General features: G+C 72.6%; 13 protein-coding genes. 4 read left to right on the forward strand and 9 right to left on the reverse strand.

Annotation, left to right across the window (positions count from 1 at the left end; all coding sequences use genetic code 11):
* Positions 1–48: 48 nt before the first annotated feature.
* From F9C41_RS19060 to F9C41_RS19100, 9 genes are all read right to left on the reverse strand, one after another.
* On the reverse strand, positions 49–918 hold the full coding sequence (locus tag F9C41_RS19060) for a hypothetical protein (RefSeq protein ID WP_155388174.1): 870 nt from the start codon (positions 916–918) through the stop codon (positions 49–51).
* A complete protein-coding gene (locus F9C41_RS19065) occupies positions 915–1,667 on the reverse strand; it encodes a MerR family transcriptional regulator (RefSeq protein ID WP_155388175.1) in 753 nt (250 codons plus the stop codon). Before F9C41_RS19065 ends, F9C41_RS19060 begins: the two co-directional genes overlap by 4 nt.
* A gap of 168 nt (positions 1,668–1,835) precedes the next feature.
* Positions 1,836–2,729 (reverse strand): SMP-30/gluconolactonase/LRE family protein, encoded by an 894-nt coding sequence (locus F9C41_RS19070; RefSeq protein ID WP_155388176.1) that lies wholly within the window; start codon positions 2,727–2,729, stop codon positions 1,836–1,838.
* Positions 2,726–3,664, reverse strand: coding sequence for a sugar kinase (locus tag F9C41_RS19075; RefSeq protein ID WP_155388177.1), 939 nt, complete (start codon positions 3,662–3,664; stop codon positions 2,726–2,728). Before F9C41_RS19075 ends, F9C41_RS19070 begins: the two co-directional genes overlap by 4 nt.
* A complete protein-coding gene (locus F9C41_RS19080; RefSeq protein ID WP_155388178.1) occupies positions 3,661–4,281 on the reverse strand; it encodes a bifunctional 4-hydroxy-2-oxoglutarate aldolase/2-dehydro-3-deoxy-phosphogluconate aldolase in 621 nt (206 codons plus the stop codon). Before F9C41_RS19080 ends, F9C41_RS19075 begins: the two co-directional genes overlap by 4 nt.
* Positions 4,278–5,243, reverse strand: coding sequence for a hypothetical protein (locus F9C41_RS19085; RefSeq protein WP_155388179.1), 966 nt, complete (start codon positions 5,241–5,243; stop codon positions 4,278–4,280). The genes F9C41_RS19080 and F9C41_RS19085 overlap by 4 nt, the downstream gene beginning before the upstream one ends.
* Positions 5,237–6,382 carry a galactonate dehydratase gene (gene dgoD, locus F9C41_RS19090; protein ID WP_155388180.1) on the reverse strand — a complete coding sequence of 382 codons (1,146 nt, stop codon included), beginning with the start codon at positions 6,380–6,382 and terminating at the stop codon, positions 5,237–5,239. The genes F9C41_RS19085 and dgoD overlap by 7 nt, the downstream gene beginning before the upstream one ends.
* The gene (locus F9C41_RS19095; RefSeq protein WP_155388181.1) at positions 6,379–7,089 is read right to left on the reverse strand and encodes a FadR/GntR family transcriptional regulator; all 711 of its coding nucleotides are present in this window, start codon (positions 7,087–7,089) and stop codon (positions 6,379–6,381) included. Before F9C41_RS19095 ends, dgoD begins: the two co-directional genes overlap by 4 nt.
* A 36-nt stretch (positions 7,090–7,125) precedes the next feature.
* Complete coding sequence (locus F9C41_RS19100) at positions 7,126–7,872, reverse strand: SDR family NAD(P)-dependent oxidoreductase (protein WP_155388182.1); 747 nt, start codon at positions 7,870–7,872, stop codon at positions 7,126–7,128.
* A gap of 160 nt (positions 7,873–8,032) precedes the next feature.
* Here F9C41_RS19100 and F9C41_RS19105 point away from each other — a divergent pair, with 160 nt between their 5' ends.
* The 4 genes from F9C41_RS19105 to F9C41_RS19120 are packed head-to-tail and all read left to right on the forward strand — an operon-like array spanning position 8,033 to position 13,134.
* A complete protein-coding gene (locus F9C41_RS19105; protein ID WP_155388183.1) occupies positions 8,033–9,331 on the forward strand; it encodes an ABC transporter substrate-binding protein in 1,299 nt (432 codons plus the stop codon).
* 1 nt (position 9,332) lies between these two features.
* Positions 9,333–10,241, forward strand: coding sequence for a carbohydrate ABC transporter permease (locus F9C41_RS19110; RefSeq protein ID WP_155388184.1), 909 nt, complete (start codon positions 9,333–9,335; stop codon positions 10,239–10,241).
* Entirely contained in the window at positions 10,241–11,062 is an 822-nt protein-coding gene (locus F9C41_RS19115) for a carbohydrate ABC transporter permease (RefSeq protein WP_155388185.1), read from the forward strand. The genes F9C41_RS19110 and F9C41_RS19115 overlap by 1 nt, the downstream gene beginning before the upstream one ends.
* Complete coding sequence (locus tag F9C41_RS19120; protein ID WP_155388186.1) at positions 11,059–13,134, forward strand: alpha-galactosidase; 2,076 nt, start codon at positions 11,059–11,061, stop codon at positions 13,132–13,134. The genes F9C41_RS19115 and F9C41_RS19120 overlap by 4 nt, the downstream gene beginning before the upstream one ends.
* Positions 13,135–13,228 lie beyond the last annotated feature (94 nt).

Genomic DNA, 13,228 nt, shown 5'->3' on the forward strand with positions numbered 1-13,228 from the left:
GCAGGCGGCCGCGCCGACCGGTGTGCACGGCGACCGCAGACCCGGCCCTCAGGCAGATGCCCGAGCGGCCGGGCCTGCGGCCGCCGCCGGGCGCACCGGCCGCAGCGCGTCGAGGGCGGCCGACGGGTCGTCGGCGAAGAACCGCAGTACGCGGACCTGCTCGCGCCGTCCCAGCGGGCGTACCGCGACGACGGGCTCGGCGAGTTCGACGATCAGGTTGGTCTGGCTGTTCGCGGACAGGGCCATGGTCTCGCCATCCATCTTGATCATGCCGGTCTCGTTGTAGTTGCGCTTGTGCTGCACCCCGGTGACCAGGCGGCGCGGGATCCGCAGGTCGAAGAACGCGCCGTAGCGCACGCGCAGCTCGTCAGCGGTCACGACGTGCGGGCGGGTGACGTAGCTGGCGATGACGGCCAGCGCGATCAGGATGCCGTACGCGTCCAATGCCAGCACCACCGCGCGCAGCCCGACCGGGGCGTCCAGCGACCGCAGCAGGATCTCCACGGCGACCAGCTCGATCACGCAGGCGAACAGGAACCCGAACATGAGCACCGTCTGCTCGCGGTGGTACGACAGGGCCACCGCGCCGGGCGGCACCCCGTGCCGGCGACGGCCGACCCACAGCACCATGCTGACCATGCCCTTGGCGTCGAAGCCCATGATCCGGCGCACCTTCTCCGGCACGATCTGCTCGTACGCGCCCCGCAGCGCCGCCCGTCGACCGGTGCCGTCGGAGCGCAGGGCGCGGTAGCGCTGCCCGAACACCAGCGCCTGCAGCAACAGCACCGCCAGCACGACCAGCTCGGCGCCGGCGAGGACCGGGCGCGGCACCGCGACGCCGGACACCAGCAGGACGGCGAGCACCACCTCCGCCGGCACCATCGCGAACAGGGTGGCCCGGGCGATCTTCAGCATCATGTGCGTTCCTTCAAGGTCGTCACCATCAGGCGCAGCACCTCGGCCTGGGCGGGGGTAAGTTCAGAGGTCATCAGGTCCAGCCAGCGACCGGTCTCCGCCTCGTCGAGGCTGGCCACCATCGCCGCGGCCATCTCGGCGGGCAGGTGGGCCGCGAGGTCGGCGGCGAGCACCGCGACCCGCGGATCGGCCGGGTCCGCGCCGGCGATCGCGTCCATGCGTGCGGTGAGGGCGTGGCCCCGGGCCCGCGCATCCGGCCCGGCCAGCGGCGCGAACATCGCCATGATCTGTTCGCGGGCGGCCGGGTCGGCACCGGTGTCGATCAGCGAGATCAGGTCGCGGTCGAGCGCGGCGAACGCCGAGCCTGCCGGATGGAGGTCGTGCAGCAGGTCCCCCAGGTCGGGGGCGACCGTGGTGTCGGGGTTGAGGTCGGCGTCGGCCAGCAGCGCCGCCAGCCGGGCCCGGCGGGCGGCGATGGCGTCCTGCTGGCGGGCCAGGTCGGCGTCCAGCTCGGTGAGCACCTCGCGCAGCTCGCGGCCCTGGTCGTCGGCGAGCACGTCGCGGATCTCGTCGAGGGACAGGCCGAGTTCGGCGAGCCGGCGGACCCGGGCGAGCAGGACCGCGTCGCGCACCCGGTACTCGCGGTAGCCGCCGGGGGTCCGCTCGGGCTCGGGCAGCAGCCCGAGGTGGTGGTAGTGCCGCACGGTCCGGGTGGTCACCCCGACCAGCGCGGCCAGCTCGCCGATTCGCATGCCCCTATTAGAGACGTTGACGCTACGTCAAGGTCAAGTCGCCCGGCCCTGGTCCGGGCATGATCCGCCCTCCGCTCACTTGACGAAGCGGGGGGCGTCGGACCGGCGGAGGCGGGCGCAGGCCGGCCAGGTCTCGCCGGTGCGGATCGCTGCGGGGCCGCCGACTGTTCAGCCTAGGCCCGTCCACGACGCGGCGGCCGCGGGCAGGCCGGCGATGTCGACGTCGACCGCCAGCAGCGCGCCGTCGACAGGCCCCGGCTCGGTGAGCCCGTAGTTGGCCGTCGTGATGAACAGCCGCCGCATGTCCGGGCCGCCCAGGCACACGCTGGTCGGCTGGGCCGCACCCAGCCGGATCTGGCGGTCGAGCGATCCGTCGGGCCGGTAGCGGCGTACGGCGTGGCCGCCCCACAGCGCCACCCACAGGTTGCCCGCCGCGTCGACGGTCATGCCGTCGGGGAAGCCGTCCGCGGCGGGCAACCGCAGGAACGGTGTCTGCTCCGACAGCTCGCCGGTGGCCGGGTCGACGGTGAACCGGTCGACGTGGCCCAGCGGCGTGTCCGCGAGGTACATCACCGTGCCGGTCGCGTCGAAGGCCGGGCCGTTGGTGATGGTCAGGCCGGTGACCGCCGGTTGCGTCGTGTGGTCGTGGCGGAACAGTGTGCCTGCGCCCGGTGTGGCGTCATAGGTCATGCTCCCGGCCCAGAACCGCCCGTGCGGGTCGGCGACCGCGTCGTTCATCCGCGCCGGGACGGGATTGCCGGACTCCAGGTCGAGCAGCGGGCGGACCTGACCGTCGTCGAGCAGGGCCAGGCCGGTCCCGGCGGCGGCCAGCCACCGGCCCGGCCGCCCGGCCACCGGTGCCACCGCGCCCAGCGGCCGGTCCAGCCGGTACAGCTCGCGCAGCGGGCCGGGCGCGTCGCCGCCGGTCTCCAGCAGCCGCCCGGCGAGCAGGTCGACGAGCACGAGACGGCCGTCGACCCAGCGGGCGCCCTCACCCAGTTCGAGGCGGTCCTCGCTCCACGTGATCGGTTCACCCAGCACGGTCTGCTCCTGTGTCGTCATCGGATCGCGCTGCCGGGTTCGCGGTCGAGCATGGCCAGGTCGTCGCGGAACGGCAGCCCTTCCCAGTCGCCGCGGGTGGCGACCGCGAATGCGCCGACGGTGACGGCGCGGTCGAGCCGGGCCGCGGTGTCGACGCCGTCGAGCACGCCGGACAGCAGCCCCGCGACGAACGCGTCGCCCGCGCCGACGGTGTCGACCACCGGCACGGACCTGGCGGGCCGGTGCAGCGTGCCGTGCTCGCCGTGGCTGGTGGCACCGCCCGCGCCGTGTTTGACGACCACTTCGCGTACGCCCGCTGCCAGCAGCGCGGCGACCGGGTCGGTGTCGTCGGTGAGCACCGCCAGCTCATCGTCGGATGCGACGACCAGGTCGAGGGAGCCCAGCAGCGGTCGCAGCGCGGCGGCGGCCCGCTGCGCCGACCACAGCCGGGTGCGGTGGTTGACGTCGAGGCAGACCAGGCTGCCCGCGGCCCGGGCGTGCCCGACCGCGTAACGCACCGCCGCGTAGGGGTCGTCGCCCAGTGCGCAGGTGATGCCGGTGACGTGCAGGATCCGCGGTGTGCGGTCGGCGGCGAAGGCGGGGTGCACATCGTCGGCGTTCAGCCGGGAGCCCGCCGAGCCGGTGCGGTGGTAGGTGACCCGGGTCAGGTCGCCGACCCGGGGCTCGAACAGGATCAGGCCGGTGGGCGCGTGCGGGTCGACGCGCGCGAGGCCGATGTCGACGCCTTCGGCGCGCAGGCTGCGCCGGACGAGTTCGCCGGGCTCGTCGGCCCCGGTGACACCCAGCCAGCTCGCGCGGTGGCCGAGCCGGGCCAGCCCGATCGCGACGGTGGACTCGGATCCGGCGACCGACAGGTGCGCGGGGCCGCCCAGGCGCAGCGGCCCGGCCATCCGGAACGCGGCCATGGTCTCGCCGAGGGTGAGCACGTCGGTCATGCGGCCGCTCCGGCCAGGAACGCCGCGGCGCGCTCGCGCAGCGCGGCCAGGTCGCCGCCGCGCACCGCGTCACCGAGCAGCGGCGAGCCGACCCCGACCGCGACGGCACCGGCCTGCAGGTACTGCGGGGCGAGGGCCGCGTCGACGCCGCCGACGGGCACGAACGCGGTCTGCGGGAACGGGTCGCGCAGCGCCCGCAGGTAGCCGGGGCCGCCGATGGAGGCGGGGAACAGCTTGACCGCGGCCGCACCGGCGAGGGTGGCCTGCACGACTTCGCTGGGGGTCAGCGCCCCGGCGAGCACGGGCAGGCCGAGGCGGGCGGCTTCGGCCAGGCTCGGCGCGATGGCGGGGGTGACCAGGAACGTCGCGCCGGCGTCGGCGGCCTGGCGGGCGTCGTTCTCGGTGAGCACCGTGCCTGCGCCGAGCGCGAACGCGGGGCCGAGTGCGGCGCGGGCGCGGGCGATGGTGTCCAGCGCCCCGGCCGCGGTGAGCGACACCTCGATCAGGTTGACGCCGCTGTCGGCGAGGGTGAGCACGCTATCGACGGCGGCCTGCGGGTCGGGGCCGCGCACGATCGCCAGCAGCCGGTGGGTGCGCAGGGTGTCGAGCAGGTTCATGGGGTGGTGCCTCCGCGGCGGTGAGCGGTGATGGTGAGCCGCCAGCTGACCTGCCCGGATGCGGGCACGGTAGCGGCGTCGCCGGGGCGGGCCTCGGCCAGGTCGAAGACGGAGCCGAGCATCGGTTCGACGCCGATGCTGCGGTAGGGGCCGGGCTGCGGCCAGCCGCGCAGGTTGCGCCACAGGGCGGTGGAGCGGGGCTGGTCGTCGCAGTCCAGGTGCAGCGTGAGCCGGTCGGGTCCGTCGGTGACGTGCACGGTCGGGCAGTCGGTGAGGATCGCGCCGAGCGCGGTGCCGTCGTCGGGGCCGAGCTGGTCCAGGGCCAGCCCGGCCGGTGCGGGCCAGGAGCCTTCGCGCCAGGGAAGATCGTCGGGCCACGGCTCGGCCAGCAGCGCCGCGGCTTCCGGGTACAGCCTGGTGGTGGTGCGGTCAGGGGCGTCGAGGCGCGCGGCGGGGCTCAGGTCGAGCAGCGCGTGCGCGGCCCACAGGAAGCGGTAGCCGGGGTCGGCGGCCAGCGTGTAGTCCGCGATGATCGCGCCGGAGCGTTCGTGTACGCGCCGGGTCAGGGTAAAGGCGGGCCGGACGATCGTCATGGTGCCGTAGGGGTCGGTCGGCTCGCGCAGGTCTGCGGGAGCGCCGCTGCCTTCGTCGCCGTCCACGAGGCCACCGGGTCCGCCGCCGGCCACGAGACGGCCGGGTCCGTCGCCGAGGCTGACGTCGACCGGGTGTCGCTGCCAGGGGCGGGACCAGAGGTCGCCGTGGTCGGGCAGGCCGCGGACCGTCGGCAGGCATTCCTCCAGGCCGCCCGCGTCGACGAAGTCGTCACCGGGGGCGACGGTGTCGCGGCTGGTGCCGGGCCGGTGCCACAGCCATTCGCGGCCGCCGCCGGACAGGCTGGTCCAGCGTCCGCCGTGGGCCGGGTCGAGCACGGCGCGCAGTGCGACGGGTGCGTCGGTCACCATTCGGCGAAGGACCCGTCGTCGTGCCGCCAGACCGGGTTGCGCCAGGCGTGGCCGGTCGCGTCGGCCTTGCGCACGGCGGCCTCGTCGACGGTGATGCCCAGGCCAGGGGCGTCCAGGCGGTTGATGTGCCCGTCGACGAACGCGAACGGGGCCGGGTCCACCAGATAGTCGAGCAGTTCGCTGCCCTGGTTGTAGTGGATGCCGATGCTCTGTTCCTGGATCAGGAAGTTCGGGGTGGCCAGCGCGACCTGCAGGCTCGCGGCCAGCGAGATCGGGCCCAGCGGGCAGTGCGGGGCCAGCACCGCGCCGTACGTCTCGGCCAGCGAGGCGATGCGGCGCACCTCGGAGATGCCGCCCGCGTGGGACAGGTCGGGCTGCACGACCGCGACGCCCGCCTGCAGCGGGGCGAGGAACTCGGCCCGGCCGTAGAGCCGCTCGCCGGTGGCGATCGGCACGGGGGAGCAGGTCACGATGTCCTGCAGGCGGTGGGCCAGGTCGGGCAGCACGGGCTCCTCGGCGAAGAACGGCCGCAGGGGCGCGATCTCGGGCAGGATGCGGCGTACGGCGGCGGCACCGGCCCGGCCGTGGAAGTCGACGGCGATGTCGCGGTGCTCGCCGAGGGCCTCGCGGGCGGCGGCGACCCGGCTGACGACGGCGTCGACCTCGGCGGAGGTCGGGATGGGCGACAGCCGCCCGGAGGCGTTCATCTTGACCGCGGTCATTCCGGCGGCGGCCTGCGCGGCCGCCTGCTCGCCGATCTCGGACGGGTCGTCGCCGCCGATCCAGGCGTAGATGCGCACGCGGTCGCGGACGGGTCCGCCGAGCAGGGCGTGCACGGGTGCGCCGTACGCCTGTCCGGCGATGTCCCACAGGGCCTGGTCGAGCCCGGCCACGGCGCTGGACAGCACGGGGCCGCCGCGGTAAAAGCCGCCCTTGGTCATGATCTGCCAGTGGTGTTCGATACGCAGCGGGTCCTCGCCGATGAGGAGTTCGGCCAGCGTGTCGACGGCGGCGCGGACGACTTCGGCCCGTCCTTCGACGACGGGTTCGCCCCAGCCGACCAGCCCGTCGTCGGTCTGCACGCGGCAGAACAGCCACCGCGGCGCGACGAGGAAGGTCTCGATACGGTCGATCTTCACCGGTTGTCCTTCTTCTTGCGGACGTGGTCCACGTCCTGTGCTGCCTTGTCGAGCAGGTCGCCCATGGCACGTTCGGCGGCCGCGGCGTCGCGGGCGCGGATGGCGGCCACCACCGCCTGGTGGCTGGGGACCGGGTCGTCGTGGTGCTGCGCGCCGTGCACGAGCTTGTCGCGTTCGGCCAGGCCGGTCTCCATGACGACCTTCATCCGTTCGAGCCACTCGTTGTGGGCGGCGTGCAGCAGCGCGCGGTGGAAGTTCAGGTCGGCGGCGACGGCGGCGGCCGGGTCGTCGTGGGCGGCGGCCATCTGGGCGAGCGCGTCGTCGAGCGCGGCCAGGTCGGTGTCGGTGGCGCGGGCGGCGGCGAGTTTCGCGGCGGCGGGCTCCATGATGGCGCGCACCTCGTGGAGCTGGTCGAGCAGTGAGGCGTCGGCGCCGCCGGCGAACTGCCAGCGGATGACGTCGGCGTCGAGCAGGTTCCAGGCGGCACGGGGGCGCACGAACGTGCCGCGTTTCGGGCGGGCGTCGACCAGGCCCTTGGCGGTGAGCACCTTCAGCGCCTCACGCATCACGGTGAGGCTGATGTCGAGTTCGGCCTGCAACGCGGCGAGGTTGATCGTCGCGCCTTCGGCGATCTCGCCGGCGAGGATCCGCCCGGCGATGATCTCGACGGTCTGCCCGTGGACGCCGCGTCCTGTGTACTGTCCCAATGCTTCGCGCCTTCTCGCTCGTCGGTGCCGGTCAGGTCAGGCCGAGGCCTTGGTCGCGGTCCAGCCGCCGTCGACCACCAGGCTGGTGCCGGTGACGAAGGCGGCGTCGGCGGAGGCGAGGAACGCTATCGTGGCGGCCACCTCGTCGGGGGTGCCGAACCGCTTGGCGACAGTCTCGGCCACGCTGGCCCGCCTGTCCGCTTCGGACACGTCGTCCCACGCGGCAGTGAGGATCGGGCCGGGCAGCACGGTGTTGACGCGGATCTCGGGACCGTACTCGACGGCGAGCTGGCGGGCCAGGGCCACCAGGCCGCCCTTGGCGGCGGCGTAGGCGGGCCGTCCGGGCAGGCCGACCAGGGCGTGCACGGAGGAGACGACGACGACCGCGCCGCGCTCGGCGCGCAGGTCGGGAAGGCAGGCGCGCACGCCGAGGAAGGTGCCGGTGAGGCTGACGGCGAGCTGGTGGTCCCAGGACTGCCGGCTGGTCAGGTGGGCCGGGGTGACCTCGACGGCGTAGGCGTTGCTGACCAGGATGCCGATCGGCCCGAACGCTGCGCGGACCGTGGCGGCCGCGGCGGTCCAGGCGGCCTCGTCGGAGACATCGACGGTCACGGACAGTGCGCGCCCCCCGGAGCGGTTGATCTCGTCGGCGAGCGTGCCCGTTTCGGCGATGTCGAGCAGGCCCATGGCGACGCCCTCGGCGGCGAGCCGGCGGGCGGTGGCCGCGCCGATGCCGCCGGCTGCCCCTGTGATCAGGGCACTCTTGCCGTTCAGGCCGCGCATAGACTGGCTCCCCATCTGCCGGAGTAGTGATCCCCACCAGAGATCTAATCATTAATTACGAAGATATCTTGACAGCCGCCGGGCCGCGATGCAACCTGTTCGTCATACGGATTTACGTGATCGACATACGCACAGTCACCCCCCGCATCCCTCAGGAAGGATGTCCTCAGTGAGCGACTTCGATCCCAGTCGTCGTCGGCTGCTCGGCCTCGGCCTCGCCGGCGTCGGTGCCCTCAGCGCAGGCCCCCTACTCAGCGCCTGCGCCAGCTCCGCCGGTACGGGCGGCACCCCCACCACCGGTGGCGCCATCACCCTTCAGTCGAACCTCACCGGCGCGGCCAAGTCCGGCGTCGAGAAGCTCATCGCCGACTTCAACAAGCTCGGCAAGGGCACCGCGTCGCTGAACACCGTCGCAACGGAGATCTTCCGCACCCAGCTGCCGACCTACCTCAGCTCGGCCAACCCGCCGGACCTCTACACCTGGTACGCAGGATCCGTCGCCAACGCGTACTCGGAGAAGAACCTGCTGCTCGACGTGTCCGAGGTGTGGCAGGGGATGGGCGACTACCCCCAGTCGCTGCGCACCCTGGCCACCGACGCCACCGGCAAGCAGGTCTTCGTGCCGATGAACAACTACTGGTGGGGCTTCTTCTACCGCAAGTCCAACTTCGCCAAGTGGGGCGTGCAGCCGCCGACGAACTGGGCCGAGTTCATGACCCTGTGCCAGACCCTGAAGGCCAAGGGCATCCCGCCGATCGGCATCGGCCTGGGCGACACCCCGTGGGTCGCCTCAGCCTGGTTCGACTACCTCAACATCCGCATCAACGGCGCGCCGTTCCACCGCGAACTGCTCGCCGGCAAGCAGCGCTTCGACGACCCCAAGGTCAAGGCCGTCTTCACCAAGTGGCGCGAGGCCCTGCCCTACTTCGACCCCAAGGGCAAGGCGTACCCGTTCCAGGAGGCGACCACCGCCCTGCTCGCGGGCAAGACCGGCATGTTCCTCATCGGCACCTTCCTCGCCGACGCGACAGCCAAGGACGTGGTGGAAGACCTCGACTTCTTCCAGTTCCCGATCATCGACCCGGCGGTGCCCGTCGCGGAGGAGGCGCCCACCGACGGCTTCTTCGCCAGTGCCAAGTCGGCCAACCCGGCCGCCACCAAGGCGCTGCTCGCCTACGCGGCCTCCGTGGAGGCGCAGGAGACCTACGTCGCCAACAGCTCCGGCATCATCCTGCCCGCCCACCCCAAGGCCAAGGCGGCCGACATGCCGCTGGTCGCCAAGGGCAAGGCCATGCTGGCCGGCGCCGCCGAACTCACCCAGTTCTTCAACCGCGACTCCAGCGACGCGCTGCAACCCACCGCGGACACGGCGCTGACCCGGTTCATCGACAAGCCCGACCAGATCGACGCGATCCTCGCCGAGTGGCAGAAGAACGCCGAGAAGGTCTTCAAGGGTTGATGTGACCACGGTCATCTCCACCAACAGCACTGCACGGCGGCGGCGGTCGTTCCGACCGTCGCCGCTCCTGCTGACCTTCGTCCTGGTGCCGTTCGCGATCGAGAGCATCTGGGTGTTCTGGCCCGCGATCCAAGGGGTCTTCTTCTCGTTCACGCGGTGGGACGGATTGTCCGCCCCGGTACCCGTCGGCTTCGACAACTACGTCGAGCTGGCCGGCGACCCGGTATTCCGGGGCGCCCTCGGCAACAGCGTTCTGTGGCTGGTGCTCTTCGGCGGCCTGTCCATCCTCGGTGGCTTCGGCATGGCGCTGGCACTGCAGCGCGAGCGCCGCGGCGTCGGCATCTACCGCGCCGCGCTGTTCCTGCCGGTCGTGTTCTCGATGGTGGTCACGGCACTCGTCTGGCGGGTCTTCTACCAGCCCGACGGGCTCGTCGACCAGGTGCTGACCGCGGTCGGGCTCGAACACCTCATCCGGCCGTGGCTGGCCGACCCCGAGACCGCGCTCTACGCCGTCATCATTCCGGCGCTGTGGCGGCAGATCGGCTACATCATGGTGCTCTACCTGGCCGGCCTCAAGGCCGTCGACCCGGCCGTGCACGAAGCGGCCAAGGTCGACGGCGCCAACAACTGGCAGCGGCTCTGGCACGTCACCATCCCCCAGCTCAAGGGCGTCAACGCGGTCATCCTGTCGGTCATCGTCATCGACTCGCTGCGCTCCTTCGACATCGTCTGGGCGCTGACCCGCGGCGGCCCGTACCACTCCTCGGAACTGCTGAGCACCTACATGTACTCGGCCGCGTTCCAGAGCCTGCGCCTGGGCTACGGCTCGGCGATCGCCGTGGTGATCTTCCTGCTCGCGCTCGCGGTCATCATCGGCTACCTGGTTCGCGCCTTCCGGGAGGAGTCATGATGGGCAGACTGCGCACCGGCGGCTACCACACCGCCATGATCCTGGTGTCGCTGCTGTGGCTCGGCCCGATCATCTGGGTCGTCGTCCTGTCCACCCGCACCTTCGACGACATCGCCACCAACGGGGTCGGCAGCCTGCCGCACTCCTTCACCCTGGACACCTATGTCCAGGCGTGGACCGACGGCGGCCAGCTGCAGGCCCTGATCAACAGCCTGCTGGTCACCGTGCCCGCGGTCCTGCTCAGCCTGGGCCTGGCCGCGATGACGGCCTTCGCCCTGAGCCGGTTCCGCATCCCCGGCCGGCGCACCATCCTGCTGCTGATGCTCGCCGGCAACCTGCTCCCACCGCAGATCGTGCTCATCCCGGTCAGCAAGTTCAGCGAGCTCACCGGCCTGTACGACACCCTGTGGGCGCTCATCGCCGTACAGGTCGGCTTCGGCCTCGGCTTCTACACCTTCGTATTGCACGGCTTCATGCGCGACCTACCCAACGAGATCCAGGAGGCCGCCACCATCGACGGGGCAGGCGTCGGGCAGATCTTCACCCGGGTGATCCTGCCGCTGACCAGACCGGCTCTGGCCGCACTCGGCGCGCTGTCGTTCACCTGGATCTTCAACGACCTGCTGTGGGCGATCACCGTCATCCGCACCGAAGGCAACATGCCCGTCACCCCGGCGCTGCTCGGCCTGCAAGGGCAGTTCGTGTCGTCGTGGAGCGTCATCGCCGCCGGGACGGTCATCGCCGCCGTGCCGACGGTCGCGGTATTCCTCGGCTTCCAGCGCCACTTCATCTCGGGCCTGGCGATCGGAGCAGTCAAATGAGCAACCGACAGTGGACGCTGCGCGGCGAGCACACCGAGTACACCGTTGCCGTGCCCGACCACGGCCGCTGGCTCGAACTCGTCAGCTGGGGTCCGCACGGCGTGGCGCAGGGACCTTCACCGGTCGCCTACACCGGGCCGACACCCTTCCTCACGGCAGGCGACTACGCCCCGGTCGAATACGCCACCGACGCGGTACGCCCGTTCGCAGGTGCGGAACTGGTCGTCGAGCTGCCCAACGGCGACCGGCGCGTGTCCTGGGCCTTCCAGGAGGCGACCGGCGACGACCGGCAGCTGCGGGTCACCTTCGCCGACCGGGTCACCGGCCTGCACGCCGAGCACCGCTACCGCTTCGCCGCTGGCACCGACGTCGTCGAACGGTGGGTGGAACTGCACAACACCGGCGACACCGCGCTGCGGCTGGTCCACGCCGCGTCCGCGGGCTTCAACGTGCCCACCCCGCACGGCGGCCGGGTCAGCTACCAGTGGGGCCAGTGGGCGCAGGAGTTCCAGCTCGACCACGTCGACCTCGGCCAGGGCCGGTTCACCGTAGGCAGCGCGCAGGGCGTGCCGGGACACCTGTTCGTGCCCTGGCTCGCCGTACGCGACAGCGCCGACGAGACCGGCCCGGCCTGGGCCGTGGCACTGGCCTGGACCGGCTCGTGGGAGATCAGCGCCCAGCGCGACACCGGCGGCCTGACCCGCGTCACCGCGGGCCGCCACCTCACCGACGGCCCGCTCACGCTGGCCCCCGGCGAGAAGCTGGCCCTGCCGGTGGTCGCGGGCGCCTACAGCGACGAAGGCCTCGACGGCCTCGCCCGGGTCTGGCACACCTACCAGCGTGGACTCGCCGGCGACCGGCTCGACCGGGTCCGTCCCGTGCTCTACAACTCGTGGGAGGCCACCGGTTTCGCCGTCGACGCGGGCAACCAGCTCGCGCTGGCCCGCACCGCCGCCGAGATCGGTGCGGAGGCGTTCGTCGTCGACGACGGCTGGTTCATCGGCCGCCACGACGACCGCGGCGGGCTCGGCGACTGGAGTGTCGACGACGCCAAGTTCCCCGACGGGTTCGACGCGTTCATCGCCGAGATCCGCGCTATGGGACTCACCTTCGGGCTCTGGGTCGAACCCGAGTGCATCAGCCCGGCGTCGCAGCTCTACGCCGAACACCCCGACTGGGTGTACGCCGTCGACGGCCGACCGCAGACCCTGGTCCGCAACCAGCTGCTGCTCGACCTCGGCCGGCTCGAGGTCGCCGAGTTCGTCCACAGCACCGTCGACGGCCTGCTGCGCCGCCACGACATCGGCTACCTGAAATGGGACTTCAACCGCCCCCGCACCGAACCCGGGCGGCCCGGTGCGGTCGCTCGGGTCGACCTCGACGGCGCGCACGTGGCCAACCTGCACCGCATCTACGAGCAGCTGCGCCGCGACCACCCCGACGTGATCATCGAGGCGTGCGCGGGCGGCGGTGGCCGCACCGACCTGGCCATGGCCGCCCGCGCCGACGTGTTCTGGCCCAGTGACAACACCGGGCCGCTGGACCGCCTCGCCATCCAGCACGGGTTCCTGCACGCCAACGCGCCGCACCTGCTCAGCTCCTGGGTCACCGACGCGCCCGGCCTGTTCGACCCGCGGCCGCGCTCGCTGGCGTTCCGGTTCGTGCTGGCGATGGCGGGCGTGCTCGGCATCGGCGCGGACATCCGGCACTGGAGCACCGAGCAGCGCGCCGAGGCGAACGCGTGGATCGCGCGGTACAAGCAGATCCGCGACGTGATCATGCGCGGGGAGGTGCACCTCATCGGTGGCCCGGACCAGGCCCGCTGCGCGGTGCAGTACACCTCGCCCGACGGCGCGACCGTGGTCGTGCTCGCCTGGCACACCGGGCGCCTCGACGGCCCCGGACTGCTGCCGTCGCGGCCGGTGCGGCTGCCCCTGCGCGGCCTCGGCCACCGGGACGTCTACCGCCACGGTGAGCAGCAGTACTCAGGCAGCCACCTGAGCGCCGTCGGCCTGCCGGTGCAGTGGACCGCCGAGCACGACGCCGAACTGATCGTGCTGCACCGGGCCTGACCCGATCTACGGTGGCGGGGGGGGGGGGGGGGGCCCGCCCCCCCCCCCCCCCCCCGCAGGAGGGGGGGGGGGGGGGGGCGCGGGCGGGGCGGGG

This window comes from Catellatospora paridis, from assembly GCF_009720365.1.
Classification (GTDB): domain Bacteria; phylum Actinomycetota; class Actinomycetes; order Mycobacteriales; family Micromonosporaceae; genus Catellatospora; species Catellatospora paridis.